The sequence below is a fragment of the Pseudomonas mercuritolerans genome, from assembly GCF_025706525.1.
In the GTDB taxonomy this organism is placed as follows: Bacteria; Pseudomonadota; Gammaproteobacteria; order Pseudomonadales; family Pseudomonadaceae; genus Aquipseudomonas; species Aquipseudomonas mercuritolerans.
Genome location: NZ_JAMSHA010000004.1, coordinates 472,754 through 487,489, shown reverse-complemented (window position 1 = coordinate 487,489; position 14,736 = coordinate 472,754). Strand labels below are relative to the sequence as shown.

Annotated in this window: 19 protein-coding genes; 9 read left to right on the top strand and 10 right to left on the bottom strand. The window is 59.7% G+C overall.

Annotated elements, in window-relative coordinates; all coding sequences use genetic code 11:
• Positions 1-13: 13 nt before the first annotated feature.
• From ND528_RS14380 to ND528_RS14365, 4 genes are all read left to right on the top strand, one after another.
• On the top strand, positions 14-970 hold the full coding sequence (locus ND528_RS14380; RefSeq protein WP_122746655.1) for a LysR family transcriptional regulator: 957 nt from the start codon (positions 14-16) through the stop codon (positions 968-970).
• Positions 971-1,046: 76 nt separating this feature from the next.
• Positions 1,047-1,502 carry a MarR family winged helix-turn-helix transcriptional regulator gene (locus tag ND528_RS14375; protein WP_073472431.1) on the top strand — a complete coding sequence of 152 codons (456 nt, stop codon included), beginning with the start codon at positions 1,047-1,049 and terminating at the stop codon, positions 1,500-1,502.
• Positions 1,503-1,831: 329 nt separating this feature from the next.
• Positions 1,832-2,251 carry an organic hydroperoxide resistance protein gene (locus ND528_RS14370; RefSeq protein ID WP_007940002.1) on the top strand — a complete coding sequence of 140 codons (420 nt, stop codon included), beginning with the start codon at positions 1,832-1,834 and terminating at the stop codon, positions 2,249-2,251.
• Between the two features lie 37 nt (positions 2,252-2,288).
• Entirely contained in the window at positions 2,289-3,299 is a 1,011-nt protein-coding gene (locus tag ND528_RS14365; protein WP_263470562.1) for an alpha/beta hydrolase, read from the top strand.
• A 178-nt stretch (positions 3,300-3,477) separates the two neighbouring features.
• Here the strand turns inward: ND528_RS14365 and ND528_RS14360 are convergent, their stop codons facing one another.
• On the bottom strand, positions 3,478-4,047 hold the full coding sequence (locus ND528_RS14360; RefSeq protein ID WP_003226785.1) for an elongation factor P: 570 nt from the start codon (positions 4,045-4,047) through the stop codon (positions 3,478-3,480).
• Between the two features lie 48 nt (positions 4,048-4,095).
• A complete protein-coding gene (gene earP / locus ND528_RS14355; protein WP_263470561.1) occupies positions 4,096-5,238 on the bottom strand; it encodes an elongation factor P maturation arginine rhamnosyltransferase EarP in 1,143 nt (380 codons plus the stop codon).
• 125 nt (positions 5,239-5,363) lie between these two features.
• Here earP and ND528_RS14350 point away from each other — a divergent pair, with 125 nt between their 5' ends.
• Together ND528_RS14350 and ND528_RS14345 are read left to right on the top strand one after the other, a co-directional pair.
• Entirely contained in the window at positions 5,364-5,780 is a 417-nt protein-coding gene (locus tag ND528_RS14350; RefSeq protein ID WP_016770871.1) for a hypothetical protein, read from the top strand.
• Positions 5,781-5,782: 2 nt separating this feature from the next.
• Positions 5,783-6,265: a GreA/GreB family elongation factor gene (locus tag ND528_RS14345; protein ID WP_130911591.1), complete on the top strand. Its 483-nt coding sequence runs from the start codon at positions 5,783-5,785 to the stop codon at positions 6,263-6,265.
• Positions 6,266-6,274: 9 nt separating this feature from the next.
• On the opposite strand, the gene cysB is transcribed toward ND528_RS14345, so the two are convergent.
• From cysB to ND528_RS14320, 5 genes are all read right to left on the bottom strand, one after another.
• On the bottom strand, positions 6,275-7,249 hold the full coding sequence (gene cysB, locus ND528_RS14340; protein WP_016770873.1) for an HTH-type transcriptional regulator CysB: 975 nt from the start codon (positions 7,247-7,249) through the stop codon (positions 6,275-6,277).
• Between the two features lie 113 nt (positions 7,250-7,362).
• Positions 7,363-7,866, bottom strand: a complete 504-nt coding sequence (locus tag ND528_RS14335) for a universal stress protein (RefSeq protein WP_016770874.1) — start codon at positions 7,864-7,866, stop codon at positions 7,363-7,365.
• Between the two features lie 97 nt (positions 7,867-7,963).
• Positions 7,964-8,869, bottom strand: a complete 906-nt coding sequence (locus ND528_RS14330; protein WP_122611508.1) for a 5'-nucleotidase — start codon at positions 8,867-8,869, stop codon at positions 7,964-7,966.
• A gap of 22 nt (positions 8,870-8,891) precedes the next feature.
• Positions 8,892-9,848, bottom strand: coding sequence for a putative 2-dehydropantoate 2-reductase (locus ND528_RS14325; protein ID WP_263470560.1), 957 nt, complete (start codon positions 9,846-9,848; stop codon positions 8,892-8,894).
• Positions 9,845-10,231: a thioredoxin family protein gene (locus ND528_RS14320; protein ID WP_263470559.1), complete on the bottom strand. Its 387-nt coding sequence runs from the start codon at positions 10,229-10,231 to the stop codon at positions 9,845-9,847. The genes ND528_RS14325 and ND528_RS14320 overlap by 4 nt, the downstream gene beginning before the upstream one ends.
• Between ND528_RS14320 and ND528_RS14315 the strand changes: the two genes are divergently transcribed.
• Positions 10,230-10,673: a PilZ domain-containing protein gene (locus tag ND528_RS14315; protein ID WP_024013780.1), complete on the top strand. Its 444-nt coding sequence runs from the start codon at positions 10,230-10,232 to the stop codon at positions 10,671-10,673. The genes ND528_RS14320 and ND528_RS14315 overlap by 2 nt on opposite strands.
• 129 nt (positions 10,674-10,802) lie before the next feature.
• On the top strand, positions 10,803-11,879 hold the full coding sequence (locus ND528_RS14310) for a 3-deoxy-7-phosphoheptulonate synthase (RefSeq protein WP_263470558.1): 1,077 nt from the start codon (positions 10,803-10,805) through the stop codon (positions 11,877-11,879).
• 60 nt (positions 11,880-11,939) lie between these two features.
• Here the strand turns inward: ND528_RS14310 and ND528_RS14305 are convergent, their stop codons facing one another.
• A complete protein-coding gene (locus ND528_RS14305; protein ID WP_016770879.1) occupies positions 11,940-12,221 on the bottom strand; it encodes a GNAT family N-acetyltransferase in 282 nt (93 codons plus the stop codon).
• A gap of 638 nt (positions 12,222-12,859) precedes the next feature.
• On the opposite strand from ND528_RS14305, the gene oprI reads away from it, so the two are divergent.
• The gene (gene oprI, locus ND528_RS14300; protein WP_003183784.1) at positions 12,860-13,111 is read left to right on the top strand and encodes an outer membrane lipoprotei OprI; all 252 of its coding nucleotides are present in this window, start codon (positions 12,860-12,862) and stop codon (positions 13,109-13,111) included.
• Between the two features lie 126 nt (positions 13,112-13,237).
• Here oprI and ND528_RS14295 read toward each other — a convergent pair whose 3' ends face one another.
• Both ND528_RS14295 and ND528_RS14290 read right to left on the bottom strand, forming a co-directional pair.
• Complete coding sequence (locus ND528_RS14295) at positions 13,238-14,209, bottom strand: L,D-transpeptidase family protein (RefSeq protein ID WP_024013783.1); 972 nt, start codon at positions 14,207-14,209, stop codon at positions 13,238-13,240.
• Positions 14,210-14,405: 196 nt separating this feature from the next.
• Positions 14,406-14,699, bottom strand: coding sequence for a hypothetical protein (locus tag ND528_RS14290; protein ID WP_016770881.1), 294 nt, complete (start codon positions 14,697-14,699; stop codon positions 14,406-14,408).
• Positions 14,700-14,736: the final 37 nt, after the last annotated feature.

Below are 14,736 nucleotides of genomic sequence, written 5' to 3'. Positions count from 1 at the left end.
AAGCGTGGTTTCCATGAATCCCAACCAATTGACCGATCAGCTCGGCCTGTTTCTCGATGTGCTGGAGAGTGGCAGCTTTTCTGCCGCTTCGCGCCGCCATCCGCTGACGCCTTCCGCTGTAGCCCGGCGCATCGACAGCTTGGAAAGTGCCGTCGGCAGTCAGCTGTTCGTGCGCAGCACCCATGCCGTGCTGCCGACTTCGGCCGGCCTGGCCTTTGCCGAACGGGCGCGACGGATCATCGCCGAGTTGCAACTGGCGCGTGCCGAAGCGGTGTCATTGAGCAGTGCACCGGAAGGCCTGATCCGCATCGATGCGCCAGCAGCCTTCGGGCGGCGGCATCTGGCGCCGGTGATTGCCGATTTTCTCCTGCTGTATCCGGGACTGGATGTGCAGATGCACCTGATCGACAGCTTCAGCGACATGGCCGGCAGCAGCCTGGGCAAGGTCGATCTGGTCCTGCGTACCGGCCAATTGGCTGACTCGCGCCTGGTCGCCACGCCATTGGCGAGCATGGTCCGCGTCGCCTGCGCCAGCCCTGACTATCTCAAGCAGCGTGGCGTGCCCGAGCACCCGGCGCAGTTGAGTGAACACGACGGGCTCGACTGGGAGGGCCTTGCGCCGCCGTTTGCCTGGAAATTCGAAGTGGACGGGCAAATGCAATTGCACCGGCCATCGCGGGTGCGGCTGAGTGCCAACAATGCCGAGGCCCTGGTGTGTGGCGCGGCGGCAGGTCTGGGCGTCGCACACTTGCCGACCTGGCTGGCCAGCGAATACTTGCTGCGTGGCGAACTGGTGCCACTGTTCTGCGAAAACGGCCTGCCGCCGCCGGAGTCCACCGGTATTTACGCGCTGCGCATGGAACAGCAGGTCCATTCGCGCAGTCGGTTGTTGCTGGAATACCTGAAAACCCGCTTCAGCCCGGTGCCGCCGTGGGATCTGGCGTTGCAACGGCAATTCGCCCGGCACTGACGCCGGACATATTTATCTGGCGCCTTAAAGATTCGAGCGCTAGATTAAAAAACGATCAACGATCAAGGCTTTGACAATGACTTGCGAACGCGACAACTGCGACGACCTGCTGCTCGACAATCAGGCGTGCTTCGCCCTGCACTCGACCTCGCTGATGATGACCAAGGTCTACAAGCCGCTGTTGCAGGCGCTGGGCCTGACCTATCCGCAATATCTGGCGATGATGGTGTTGTGGGAGAAGGACGGCTTGACTGTCGGAGAAATCAGCGCACGCCTGCTGACCGATCCGGGATCGCTGACGCCATTGCTCAAACGCCTGGAAGCCGAAGGCCTGCTCAGCCGCACCCGCAGTCGCGAAGATGAGCGGGTGGTGATTGTCGAACTGACCGCAGCGGGCCGCGCCTTGCGCGACAAGGCGCAGACCGTGCCGCAGTGCATTCTTGGCGCCAGTGGCTTCACCCTTGAACGTCTGCAGAAGTTGCAGGCCGAGCTGCAAGCGCTGCGCGGACATCTGCAAGACAGCCTGAATTAAGCCCCGCTACATTCCCCTGTGGGAGCGAGCCTGCTCGCGAAAGCGTCCGATCAGACAGCGAGTCGTTGAATGTTCCACCGCCTTCGCGAGCAGGCTCGCTCCCACACTGATTTTCAACGCCAACAAAAATATTTTTCCCGCCTGAATCCCCTCGTCAAGCGCTCTAAATCAAGCCTTACCCGCCCCTTCCACGCTATGCCCTTGAGCAAAACGCCCTTTTTTTCAAAATTTTATCTTGCGTGCTAAACATTAGCGCTATACATTCTCTTCACACCTACTTAGCGCGCAAACAATTAGCGCACAAAACCACAACCAATGAGGCTCACACCATGCAAACTCTCTACACCGCAATCGCAACTTCCACTGGCGGCCGTGACGGTCGTGCGATCTCCAGCGACAACGTTCTCGACGTCAAACTGGCCACCCCGAAAGAACTCGGCGGTGCTGGCGGTGCGGCGACCAACCCTGAGCAACTGTTCGCTGCCGGTTACTCGGCCTGCTTCATCGGCGCACTGAAATTCGTCGCCAGCCAGACCAAGCGCAAGATTCCTGACGACGCGTCGATCACCGCCCATGTCGGCATCGGCCAGATCCCTGGCGGTTTCGGTCTGGACATCGATTTGCACATCAGCCTGCCAGGCCTGGAGCAAGCCGATGCGCAGTCGCTGGTCGACGCCGCTCACCAGGTCTGCCCGTACTCCAACGCCACCCGTGGCAACGTCGATGTCCGTCTGCACGTGACTGTGTAATCACTCAAGCCCCCGGCCCGAACAAGGAAAAATGAACATGAACACCTTCAGCAAAGTCTTGACCGGTACCCTTCTCGCCCTGTCGGTACACAGCGCTTTCGCCGGTGATGTCGAACACAACACCCAGGCATTCCTCGATGCGCTGAATTCAGGCAGCGGCAAGCCGATCGAGCAGCTGTCGCCCAAGGATGCCCGCGCCGTGCTGGTCGGCGCGCAGTCCGGGGTCAAGTTGACGTTGCCCAAAGCCGATGTCAGCGAGAAGTCCATCCAGGTCGATGGTCAACCGTTGAGCCTGACCATCGTCCGGCCGGCCGGGGTCAAGGGTGAGCTGCCGGTGTTCATGTTCTTCCACGGCGGCGGCTGGGTGCTGGGGGACTTCCCGACGCACGAACGTCTGGTGCGCGATCTCGTGGTCGGTTCGGGGGCGGCGGCGGTGTTCGTCAATTACACCCCTTCGCCGGAAGCGCATTACCCGGTGGCGATCAATCAGGCCTACGCTGCGACCAAATGGGTGGCGGAACACGGTAAAGAGATCAATGTCGACGGCAAGCGCCTGGCCGTGGCCGGCAACAGCGTCGGTGGCAACATGGCCGCAGTGGTTGCGCTGATGGCCAAGGACAAGGGCACCCCGGCGATCAAATTCCAGGTACTGCTGTGGCCGGTGACCGATGCCAACTTCGACACCGGTTCGTACAACCAGTACGCCGAAGGGCACTTCCTCACCCGCAACATGATGAAGTGGTTCTGGGACAACTACACCACCGACGCCAAGCAGCGCAACGAGATCTACGCTTCACCGCTGCGCGCTACTACCGCGCAACTCAAAGGTCTGCCACCTGCACTGGTGCAGACTGCCAGCGCCGACGTGTTGCGTGACGAAGGCGAAGCCTATGCGCGCAAACTCGATGAGGCCGGGGTTCCGGTAACGTCGGTGCGCTACAACGGCATGATTCACGATTACGGTTTGCTCAACGTGGTCAGCCAGGTACCGGCGGTGCGTTCGGCGATGTTGCAGGCGTCTGAAGAACTGAAGCAACACTTGAAGTAACCACCGTCCCATTGTGGGAGCGAGCCTGCTCGCGAAGGCGTCCTGTCAGACATAGCTTCATTGAATGACACACCGCGTTCGCGAGCAGGCTCGCTCCCACAGGGTTCCGAGTGTTTCTTACAGGCACAAAAAAACCCGACTCAATGGTCGGGTTTTTTCTTTCCGCAAAAAGCAGTGCTTATTTCGCACGGCCTTTGTAGGAACCGCCTTCGCGGGTATCGATCTCGATCATGTCGCCGATTTCGATGAAGTCGGCAACCGACAGCTCGGTACCGTTCTTCAGTTTGGCAGGCTTCATCACCTTGCCGGAAGTGTCACCGCGAGCGGAGCCTTCGGTGTAGTCAACCTGACGCACGATGGTGGTCGGCAGTTCTACGGAAACCAGACGCTCTTCGAAGAACACGGCTTCGCAAACGTCGGTCATGCCTTCTTCAACGAAAGGCAGAACGCTTTCGATGTCTTCGGCGTTCAGCTCGTACATGGTGTAGTCAGTGGTGTCCATGAACGTGTAGGTGTCACCGCTGATGAACGACAGGGTGGCTTCTTTACGATCCAGGATCACGTCGTCCAGTTTGTCGTCCGCACCGTAAACGGTTTCGGTCTTGTAACCGGTCAGCAGGTTCTTCAGCTTGGTCTTCATGATCGCGCTGTTACGGCCCGACTTGGTGAATTCAGCTTTCTGAACCAGCCAAGGATCGTTGTCGATACGGATCACGGTACCGGGTTTGAGTTCTTTACCAGTTTTCATTGCGAATATCCGAATTTGGATGGGATTTACAAAAATCTAGGCCGCGTATCATATCCAATTTACATAAAACTGTACCAGCGCCGTGGCAAGATCCGCCTGCAAGGCCTGTTCCAGACACCATGCTTCGGCGTTCTCCTCGAGTTCCGGCCAATGATTTCGCACCGCCAGCCAGTGCTCGCCGATCGGTTGCCCGGCGCTCCATGCTCGCCACAGACCGTTCATCGCCTGCGCCGCAGCGGGTGAAAGGCCGTGAGTGTAGAGCGCGAGGAAAGCGTCGAGCTTGTCCAGATGGATGTCATCGTCCTGCTGATAGATGTGCCAGAGCATCGGCCGCCCCGCCCATTGCGCACGAACGAATGAATCTTCACCGCGTACCGCGTTGAAATCGCAGCACCACAGCAGATGGTCATATTGGTCCTGCCGGACGAACGGCAGTACCTGCACGGTGAGCGAATCGCGCACGTGAATCGCGCCGACCGTCAGGGTTTCCACCTCCAGCCAGCGCGCCACATCGCCGAGAATCCGCCCTTCCGGAACCAGCAGGTGAGTCGGCCGTGCATCGGCCGCCAGCACATCCAGCCAACTGGCCAACCCGGGGTTTTCATAAGCAAACAGCGAGATCAGTTGCGCGTCCGGAGCAGGATCGATACCCAAGGCTTGCAGGAAATGTCGCTGGGCCGGCCGATCCTGCTGAAACTGCCGACGCTGTTCGAGCAGTCCGCGTTCGCGCAGCAGGCCACCGGTGCCCGGTTTGAAGCCCGGAAAGAAGAAAAACTTCTGCACCGATTTGTATTTTACCGACGGCAAGCCGTGGCAGCCGGTGACCCAGTCTTCGGCGCTGAGATAATCGAGGTTGAGCCACAGCGGTGGCGTTTCCCGTGCGGCCATGCTGTCCATGTAATCAGTGGGCAGTTGGCAGGCGAAGGCGGCAATGATGACGTCCGCCGCGTCGGCGTGCAGCCATTCGCTCGACCACTGCCGCACGTCGACGCCCTGCTGCCATTGCTGCGCAAGATCAATATCGATCTGCGGGCAGATGCGCTCGAACGCGCGCAGATCATCCACCCACAGGCGCACCGGCAAGGCATGCTCGGCCACCAGCTGCCGGGCCAGGCGCCAGGTCACGCCGATGTCGCCATAGTTATCGACCACGGTGCAGAAAATGTCCCAGCGGGGTTTCACTTCAGGCATGCCTTTCTCCCGTTGGCAAAAAACCTCGATTGTCCGCATAAATGCGCTCGCGCAGAAGAGCCGACGGCGATTAATCTTCGTGCGACAATCGCCGCTTGCCCGCAACCATCCGCCAGGAGGCCGCCATGCCCTACCGTCCCAATCCGCGTCGTCCGTTGCCTGTTCAGCTTAGCGCGCTGCATCTGACCGGCAGCATTGCGCTGGGCCTGTGGCTGGGGTTCCTGGCGATTGCGCTGACCTGCTGGCTGCTTTCGCGCTTTATCTTTCCCGAGCAACTGGCCCCTGTCGCGCAAGCGGTGCAGCAGCGCGTCAGTCCGCCGGCTGTGGCGCCCGTACAGGTACAGCCGGACATTCCGCCGCAAAGTCCGCTGTTCCAACAGTACGAAGAAAACCTGCGCAAGAATGAACAGCAGGCCCGACTGGATCAGGCGCGCGCCAATTCGCGTAATGCGTCGAACCCGAAATGCCAGTTCTGGCTGCAGCAGGACCAGACCGCGCCGACCGAAAAGAGCCGCGCCAACGTTTTGCAATTCTGCGATTGATCATGAACAAACACAGCGTCCACCAGTTGATTCTCGACAAGCTGCGCATCGACCTCGACATTGCCGAACGCGCCGCGCAAACCGCTTACGAAACCGCGACCCACGAAGAAAACATCGCCGAAAACAAGTACGACACGCTGGGGCTGGAGGCGTCGTATCTGGCGGCGGGTCAGGCGAAGCGGGTTGAGGAAATCCGTCAGTCACTGGCGCTGTGTCAGAACCTGACGTTGCGTGCCTACGACGAAAAACGCGGCATCGAAGTCGGCGCCCTGCTCGGTCTGGAGGACGAAAAGGGTCGCGAGCAATGGCTGTTTCTCGCGCCGGATGCGGCGGGTCTCAAAGTCGATGTAGTGGGTCAACCGATCACCGTCATCACCCCGCGCTCGCCGCTGGGCAAAAGCCTGCTGGGCAAGTTCGAGGGCGATGAGGTGGAGATTCTGGTGGCGGGCACCCGGCAACAATTTGCTGTCACCGAGGTGCTCTGAAGCGGGTGCTTAGTGAACGGGCAGTTCGACGCCGTCGAACAGCTCTTCGAGCTCTTGCTTGTTGTGGCACTGAATGGCCTTGGCCATGACTTCGCGGGTCAGGTGCGGGGCGAATTTCTCGATGAAGTCGCACATGAAGCCACGCAGGAAAGTGCCACGACGGAAACCGATCTTGGTGATGCTCGACTCGAACAGCTCGCTGGCATCCAGCACCACCAGGTCGTTATCGAGTTTGGTGTCGACCGCCATTTTAGCCACGATGCCCACGCCCAGCCCCAGACGCACGTAGGTTTTGATCACGTCGGCGTCAGCAGCGGTGAACACCACTTTCGGCGTCAGGCCACGATGGCTGAAGGCTTCGTCGAGCTTGGAACGGCCGGTGAAACCGAACACGTAAGTGACGATCGGATATTCGGCCAGCGCTTCGAGGGTCAGCTTCGGCAACTTGGTCAACGGGTGGCCGTGGGGTACGACCACGCAGCGGTTCCAGCGGTAGCACGGCATCATCACCAGATCGCCGAACAGCTCCAGCGCTTCAGTGGCAATGGCGAAATCGACGGTGCCGTCAGCGGCCATTTCGGCGATCTGCATCGGCGAGCCCTGATGCATGTGCAGGGCCACGTCCGGGTATTGCTTGATGAAATTGCTGATCACCGGCGGCAGCGCATAACGCGCCTGGGTGTGGGTGGTGGCGATCGACAGGGTGCCCTTTTTCTCGTTGGAGAATTCCTGGGCAATCTGCTTGATGCTTTCGACTTTGCGCAGGATCTCGCCAGCGGTGGTGATGATGCGCTCGCCGGCCGGGGTGACGCGGGTCAGGTGCTTGCCGCTGCGGGCGAAGACTTCGACGCCCAGCTCGTCTTCCAGCAGGCGGATCTGCTTACTGATGCCCGGTTGCGAGGTGTACAGGCTTTGAGCGGTAGCGGAAACGTTGAGGTCGTGGTGCGCCACTTCCCAGATGTAGCGCAGTTGTTGAAGCTTCATATCAATCCCTCAAAGCAGGTAGACGCCACGGGCATCAGCGACGGTATATAACTATATTAATGGTTCGAAGAATAAATCTAGAACTTTTTTATCAAAACGCCATTATTCCTGCTTCAGCGATCCTCACGCCGCCGGCGTTCCATCAACGGCACCAGATAGACCGGGACCTTGGCCAATTGCAGGACCCGCGCCGCCGTGCGCCCCAACGGCGTTTCGGCGCCGACGCCATGGCTGTGACTGCCGACGATCAGCAGATCGACCGAGAGCTTGTGCACCTGGTCGAGAATCACCTGCGACGGATCGCCCTGCAGCACGCGCACCGCGCGAATGCGCTGCAGATCCTGCTCACCGTCGTCCCCCAGTTCTTCACGAAAGCTGTCGAGCACCCGTTGTTCGATATTGGCGATGACTGTTTTCAGACCCTGACTATGGAATTCGTTCAATGCCTGTTCGTCTAGATAGCTTTGCAGCACCGACTCGGCAAACAGGCCCATGGGTTCCACCGCATGTACTACATACAGATCGGCGTTGAAGGTGCGCGCCAAGGCCAGGGCATGCTGCATCACGAACGGTGCGTACAGACCGAGGTCGGTGGCATACAGCATTGAGCGAATCATGGGACCTCCTCGCGAGCCAACGATGGCGGAGATTGATTCAGCTTAGCAGTGCCTTGGCGAGTACGACGTGCGACGCAACGTCCTGAATGAAAAGGCTCTAGATCGGCTGTTCGTTGCTGATGCCATGGGGCACGTGGCCGGTGGCGACCACTTCGCGAGCCAGCTCGCAATGACCGGTCTGGTCATCGAAGAACACGTCGGCGGCGAAGGCTTCGAGGAACGCCGATTTGGTCAGGCCACCGAGAAACAGCGACTCATCGAGACGAATATCCCATTCCCGCAAGGTGCGGATCACCCGCTCATGGGCCGGCGCCGAACGGGCGGTAACCAGCGCCGTGCGGATCGGGCAATCGTCATCTGGAAACTCGCGCTGCAACAGATTGAGCGCTGCCAGAAAGCCCTTGAACGGCCCACCGCGCAAAGGCTCGCGCGCTGATTCGCGTTCCTTGGCCTGAAACGCTTCAAGGCCGCCGGACTGATAGACGCGCTCGGACTCGTCGGAAAAAATCACCGCGTCACCGTCGAAGGCAATGCGCAATTCATCGCTGGCCGCGCGGCTGGCGCCGCCGGAGAGAATCGTTGCCGCAGCGAACCCGGCGTCCAGCGCCGCACGCACGTCTTCGGCGTGGGTCGAGAGAAACAGGTCGCAGCCAAACGCTTTCAGATACGGATAAGGACTGCGCCCGCCAACGAACGCCGCACGAGAAATCGCCAGACCGTAATGATGAATCGAATTGAACACGCGCAGACCGGTGTCGGCGCTGTTGCGGGAAACCAGAATCACCTCGACCCGCGCGCGGCCGAGGCGACTGTTCAGGCTCAGGAGTTTTTCCACCAGCGGGAACGCATCGCCCGGCGCGAGGATTTCGTCTTCGTGCTCGATCTGATATTGCCGATAGGCTTCGACGCCGCTCGACAGGTAGACCTTGTGGCTTTCGCTCAGGTCGAACAAGGCGCGCGAGGAAATCGCCAGCACCAGTTTGTCATCGATGTTATTGGCCATGCCTTCCCCCAGAACAACCGACTCAGGTATTGCGTCGGTCGATAAAACCCAAATGGCGATACAACGCCTCGATGGGCGGCAACTCGCAGCCCGCCGCTTTCGCCGCCGCCAATGGCCGGGCGTAGATCGCCTCCAGCTCCAGCGGACGCTTGTGTGCAAAATCGTGGTACATGCTCGGCCAGTAATCGGGCATTTTTTCCGTCATGGTGAACAGGTACTCGGCGTAACCGGGTGGGATCTCGTATCCACAGGCCTTGGCGCCCAGCACCACTTCCGCCATCAACGCCTGAATCGACAGGCGGCTGTCGGCATCGGCCATCAGCGCTTGCGTTCCCGCGCCGAGCAACACCGAAAGGCCGTTGTAGGGGATATTCCACACCAGTTTCTGCCAGCGTGCCTGATGCAGATTGGCCATCGCCTGCGAGTCGATGCCGGCGACACGGAACAGCCCGGCGCCCTCCTCGACGATCGCCATGCGCGCTACTTCATCGATGGCCGAGCCGCTGTGATAACCGACATTCACCGCGCCAAGGGCCTGATGGGTAATCTGCCCCGGACCCTCGCGGTGCACGCAAATCAGGCACAGACCACCGAGCAGATGCAGCGAATCCGGCAACAGTGGCCGCAGGCTGTCTTCGACATCCAGACCGTTCTGCAGCAACAGCACTTTTGCGTCAGGTTTGGCGGCCTGAATGATCGCCGGGGCCAGACCGGCGTTGCTGGTGGTCTTGGTGCCGACCAGCAGCCAGTCACAGGGTGGCATGTCTTCGGCAGCGGAATAGGCATTGGCCGGATGCAGCGTCATCGGGCCGTGCACCGCACTGTTGATCTGCAAACCGCGCTCAGCCACTGCCGAGAATTCGCTGCGCAACAAGAAATGCACGTCGAAACCGGCACGCGCCAGCATCACCCCGTAAAACCCGCCGATCGCACCGGTGCCGATAATCCCCACCACCGGTTTGCTGACTGTCTCGCTCATGGCAACTCCTCTGCAATTCGACCCAGCGCCTGCGCCACCGCCTGGTTGAGCTCGGCAACCGTCAGGCGGCTGTGCACTGCGCCAAAGAACTCGCCGTCGCGCACCACGAACAGCGCCGGCAAATGAAACACCTGATAACGCTCGACCAGGCCGCCATTGTCGCCGGCGTCGATCCAGCACAGCTGGTCGATCATCAGCGGCAATTCCGGCAACACCTCGCGGGCATAACGACAACTGGCGCAGCCGACGCTGGTGAAGATCACCAGAGAAACCCCGCGCATCGCCAGCAGCCGCTGGTCGGCGTCGAAGTCGGTCAGCTCGGATTCGACCACTATACTGGGGGAAACAATGTCAGATGGCCGACACAGGGAGTCTGTGCTCATGGGACGTTTCATTCCTCATCCGGACGAAGTGCCGGTTGAATTGACGTTACTCAAGCCTGAATGCATTTCCAGACAACAGCTGCACACTATCAGCCTCGGCGGCATCGCTTGCAATTACCACCGCGCCTGGCGCCACGGCACTGCGCTGCAAGTGCGCATGCCGACGCTGAATGCCGACTTCTGTTATCCGGGCTATGTGGCCTGGTGTCTGCGGCGTAAAAAAGGCTATCTGGTGGGCATTGCCTTCACTGACGAACAGACCCTGTTCAGCGCGCGAATGGGTGAGCAGGTGTGTCAGATCGAACGCTATTCACGCATGCAGGACAGCCACGACGATCTGCAGGATAGTCAGGCGCTGGCCCTGCAGTGGGTCGAGGAGCACGCCGAAGAGTTCTCCCACGACAACCTGCGCAAGGCTTTTGCGCAGCCAGCGCTGGACTAAAGCACGGTTTGCCCATTGTCGAGCCGCCTCTGACGCGCTAAGGTTCGGCTCCCCCGACGCGCTAAATCTGCTGTGCTCCGCCGCGCGGGGATCGCTGGCGGCCGGCACCCGTGACCTGACGAGTAAACGATGGCTGATTTACCGATCAACGACCTAAACGTCGCCTCTAACGAGACCCTGATCACTCCCGATCAGCTCAAGCGTGATATCCCCCTGAGCGACGCCGCCCTGCGCACCGTCACCAAGGGCCGCGAAGTCATTCGCAACATTCTCGATGGCACCGACCACCGTCTGTTCGTCGTGATCGGCCCGTGCTCGATTCACGACATCAAGGCGGCCCACGAATACGCCGATCGCCTCAAGGTGCTCGCCGAGGAAGTCTCCGACACCCTGTATCTGGTCATGCGTGTGTATTTCGAGAAGCCGCGCACCACCGTCGGCTGGAAAGGTCTGATCAACGATCCGTATCTGGACGACTCGTTCAAGATCCAGGACGGTCTGCACATCGGTCGTCAGTTGCTGCTCGACCTGGCCGAGAAAGGCCTGCCGACCGCGACCGAAGCCCTCGACCCGATCTCCCCGCAGTATCTGCAGGATCTGATCAGCTGGTCGGCCATCGGCGCGCGTACCACCGAATCGCAGACTCACCGCGAAATGGCTTCCGGCCTGTCCTCGGCGGTCGGCTTCAAGAACGGCACCGACGGCGGCCTGACCGTGGCGATCAACGCCTTGCAGTCGGTGTCCAGCCCGCACCGTTTCCTGGGCATCAACCAGGAAGGTGGCGTGTCGATCGTCACTACCAAAGGCAACGCCTACGGGCACGTGGTGCTGCGCGGCGGCAATGGCAAGCCGAACTATGATTCGGTCAGCGTTGCGCTATGCGAGCAGGCGCTGAACAAGGCGAAGATCAAGCCGAACATCATGGTCGATTGCAGCCACGCCAACTCCAACAAGGACCCGGCCCTGCAACCGCTGGTGATGGAAAACGTCGCTAACCAGATCCTCGAGGGTAACCAGTCGATCATCGGCCTGATGGTTGAGAGCCATTTGAACTGGGGTTGCCAGGCAATCCCGAAAGACCTCGCCGACCTGCAATACGGCGTGTCGATCACCGATGCCTGCATCGATTGGTCTGCCACCGAAAACACCTTGCGCAGCATGCACGCCAAGCTCAAGGACGTATTGCCGAAGCGCCAGCGCATGTAAGCTGCGTTTTACGGGCATAAAAAAACGCCGGACATTGTCCGGCGTTTTTGTGTGTGGGGTTCAGATCTTCGCGGCGCGACGCTGATGGCGTTCCATGTAGCGCTCGACGTAGGAGCAAGACGGGATCACCGTGTAGCCCATTTCTTCGGCGTATTGCAGCGCGCGTTCGGTCAGCGCTGCGGCAATGCCACGGCCGCGCAGGGCATTGGGCACGAAGGTGCGATAGATATCCAGGGTCTGCTTGCCCAGATCCATGTAGGTCAGGTAAGCACGATGACCGTCCACAGTGGTCTCGAATTGATGACCAGCCTGGTCATGGTGGATGGACAACGCCTCGCTCATCACTACTCCTCGCGGGTCTTGAATTGTGACCCCTACCTTACCGATGTTTTCCCGGCGAAGGAACATCTACGCCACCCCGTGCCTGATGGACACCGAGAAGAGCCACACCGATCTCGCGCAACCTGACACCTGCTGAATAGTAGGCACCATTGGCAATAATGCTCAAGGTACGCTCGTCATCGGACGGTTTGGGGGCAAAGGCTTCGATGCTCGCAGGTTCGGTCGCAGACCCTCTTTGCGCGCCGCTTGCCTGAACATTGCCGGGATGTTGAGACTTAAGACGTGCAAGCTTTTTTAAAGTCACCTGAACATCAACAAAGATACGCGAAGCGCTTCGCAGAACCTGAACAAAAGTGTGGACGAATTCATTTAGAAAGACTTTAGCCGAAGTCGCAAAAACAGCATGCGACGGTGGGAACTTTTTCCGTTTGAGTCGCTCACGCCGGGGCTTGCAGCTGGATATTTTTTATACAGCGCAGTTAAAAGTTGCTCGAAAAAGAATCAACGCCTACAATTTTTTTTGCTTCTTGCGCTACGTCAGTTTACTTACTACAAGTAATGGGTAGTATGTACGCCGGCTATTTCCTCAATCGTGAGGAGACAGCCACTTAATTTGAAAGTCCTTGAAGGGGAACACGATGAACAACGTTCTGAAATTCTCTGCTCTGGCTCTGGCCGCAGTTCTGGCTACCGGTTGCAGCAGCGCATCGAAAGAAACCGAAGCACGTCTGACCGCTACTGAAGACGCAGCTGCTCGCTCCCAGGCTCGTGCAGACGAAGCTTACCGTAAAGCTGATGAAGCTCTGGCTGCTGCTCAAAAAGCACAACAGACTGCTGACGAAGCTAACGAGCGTGCTCTGCGCATGCTGGAAAAAGCTAGCCGCAAGTAATAATCCCTCGGGATTGTTATCGAGCCGATCCGGTTTTCCGGGTCGGCTTTTTTGTGCCCGGTGCTTTTCTCCGGGCAATAAAAAACCCGTCGACGCTGCACGCCTCGGCGGGTTTCCGATCAATGCTTATTGCTGCAGATCGATCGGTGCACTGCTGACCATTGGCGCCGAGGTATTCGGCACGGCGATCTCAACCGGCAGGCCGTCTTCGGCCGCAACCACATCACGCACCACATCCCAGTTCATGCGCAGGTTGCTGGTGATGTCTTCACGCTTGAGCATCGCGTTGATCACCGCTGTGTGCTTGTCGACCACCGACGGGTTGCCCTTGTCGTCGAGCGGCGTGTGCGCTTCCAGATAGACCTTGCCGCCACTGCGACCGAATTTGTACGGGTCGTTGATGATGCGCACCGAGGTACCAACCGGGACCATGCCGGCCATTTCCAGCACGTTGTTGTTGAACATGCGGAAGCAGCCGTGGCTGGTGCGCATGCCGATGCCGAACTTCTTGTTCGAACCGTGGATCAGGTAGCCCGGTGTGCCGAGGGTGAACTTGAACGGCCCCAGCGGGTTATCAGGACCGGCCGGCACCACATTCGGCAGCGGATCACCGTCAGCAGCGTGTTCGGCCTTGATCGAAGCAGGAGGCGTCCACGTCGGGTTCGGCGTCTTGGCGATGATCGAAGTGTGCGCGATCGGCGAGCCCCAGCCTTCACGGCCGATGCCCAGCGGGAAGGTGTACACCACGTCGCGGCCTTTCGGGTAGTAATAAAGACGGTATTCGGCAAGGTTGATGACGATGCCTTCACGCGGGCCCGGCGGCAGGATGAAGCGCGTCGGCAGGACGATCTCGGTACCGGCGCCCGGCAGCCAGGCATCGATGCCCGGGTTGGCCGCAACCATTTCCGAATAGCCCAGATCGTAGGTGGTGCCCAGGTCGGCGAAGGTGTCTTCGTACTTGGCTTTGATCACCTGCACCTGGCCGACGATGTCCTCGCCGGGTGGTGGCAGGGGAAGCTCCAATGCAGCAACGGGACCGGCCACACACAGGGCGGCAAGTGACAGGCAGCGGGTGACGGCAGGAAAGCGCGGCAACATCCGGAAAATCCTTCGCATGATCATCAAGGGTATAAGGGCGCGATTGTACACCGCGGCCTGGGGATTCGGGAGACACGCCGATAGACCGTGTCGCGCCCTGAAAGATCGCAGCCTCGTTGCACTCGTCAGCTCCTGCATTTGCAACGCATTCCCCTGTAGGAGCTGACGAGTGCAACGAGGCTGCAATCTTTTGATCTTAAAGTTCGAATCGAAGCTCGGGCCAGATCGGCGACGTACCGCGTTTCTGCGATTCAAGAATCGCCCGGCACAGCGAGCACAGACGCTGATCCTGGAACACCCGCCGATCAACATTCGACCAGCGCGGTTGCGCCGGCAGCAGAGTGCCGCACAGCGTGCGATCGGCCGAGCCACCGAGTTCCAGCTGCCGCGTCACCAGATGCACCCGCACTTCCTGGCAGGCGAACAGATCCAGCTGCTCGTCAGGCTCGATCAGTTGGTAGGCAAACAGGGACCAGGCAGGACGCGGCATCGGGGGCTCCAAATTAGGGGGCGCCACATTAGCCGAA

Excerpts from the sequence above, each read along its gene's own strand:
- ND528_RS14380 (WP_122746655.1), top strand. The coding sequence starts at position 14 with ATGAATCCCAACCAATTGACCGATCAGCTCGGCCTGTTTCTCGATGTG.
- ND528_RS14375 (WP_073472431.1), top strand. The coding sequence starts at position 1,047 with ATGACTTGCGAACGCGACAACTGCGACGACCTGCTGCTCGACAATCAG.
- ND528_RS14370 (WP_007940002.1), top strand. The coding sequence starts at position 1,832 with ATGCAAACTCTCTACACCGCAATCGCAACTTCCACTGGCGGCCGTGAC.
- ND528_RS14365 (WP_263470562.1), top strand. The coding sequence starts at position 2,289 with ATGAACACCTTCAGCAAAGTCTTGACCGGTACCCTTCTCGCCCTGTCG.
- ND528_RS14360 (WP_003226785.1), bottom strand. The coding sequence starts at position 4,047 with ATGAAAACTGGTAAAGAACTCAAACCCGGTACCGTGATCCGTATCGAC.
- earP (WP_263470561.1), bottom strand. The coding sequence starts at position 5,238 with ATGCCTGAAGTGAAACCCCGCTGGGACATTTTCTGCACCGTGGTCGAT.
- ND528_RS14350 (WP_016770871.1), top strand. The coding sequence starts at position 5,364 with ATGCCCTACCGTCCCAATCCGCGTCGTCCGTTGCCTGTTCAGCTTAGC.
- ND528_RS14345 (WP_130911591.1), top strand. The coding sequence starts at position 5,783 with ATGAACAAACACAGCGTCCACCAGTTGATTCTCGACAAGCTGCGCATC.
- cysB (WP_016770873.1), bottom strand. The coding sequence starts at position 7,249 with ATGAAGCTTCAACAACTGCGCTACATCTGGGAAGTGGCGCACCACGAC.
- ND528_RS14335 (WP_016770874.1), bottom strand. The coding sequence starts at position 7,866 with ATGATTCGCTCAATGCTGTATGCCACCGACCTCGGTCTGTACGCACCG.
- ND528_RS14330 (WP_122611508.1), bottom strand. The coding sequence starts at position 8,869 with ATGGCCAATAACATCGATGACAAACTGGTGCTGGCGATTTCCTCGCGC.
- ND528_RS14325 (WP_263470560.1), bottom strand. The coding sequence starts at position 9,848 with ATGAGCGAGACAGTCAGCAAACCGGTGGTGGGGATTATCGGCACCGGT.
- ND528_RS14315 (WP_024013780.1), top strand. The coding sequence starts at position 10,230 with ATGGGACGTTTCATTCCTCATCCGGACGAAGTGCCGGTTGAATTGACG.
- ND528_RS14320 (WP_263470559.1), bottom strand. The coding sequence starts at position 10,231 with ATGAGCACAGACTCCCTGTGTCGGCCATCTGACATTGTTTCCCCCAGT.
- ND528_RS14310 (WP_263470558.1), top strand. The coding sequence starts at position 10,803 with ATGGCTGATTTACCGATCAACGACCTAAACGTCGCCTCTAACGAGACC.
- ND528_RS14305 (WP_016770879.1), bottom strand. The coding sequence starts at position 12,221 with ATGAGCGAGGCGTTGTCCATCCACCATGACCAGGCTGGTCATCAATTC.
- oprI (WP_003183784.1), top strand. The coding sequence starts at position 12,860 with ATGAACAACGTTCTGAAATTCTCTGCTCTGGCTCTGGCCGCAGTTCTG.
- ND528_RS14295 (WP_024013783.1), bottom strand. The coding sequence starts at position 14,209 with ATGTTGCCGCGCTTTCCTGCCGTCACCCGCTGCCTGTCACTTGCCGCC.
- ND528_RS14290 (WP_016770881.1), bottom strand. The coding sequence starts at position 14,699 with ATGCCGCGTCCTGCCTGGTCCCTGTTTGCCTACCAACTGATCGAGCCT.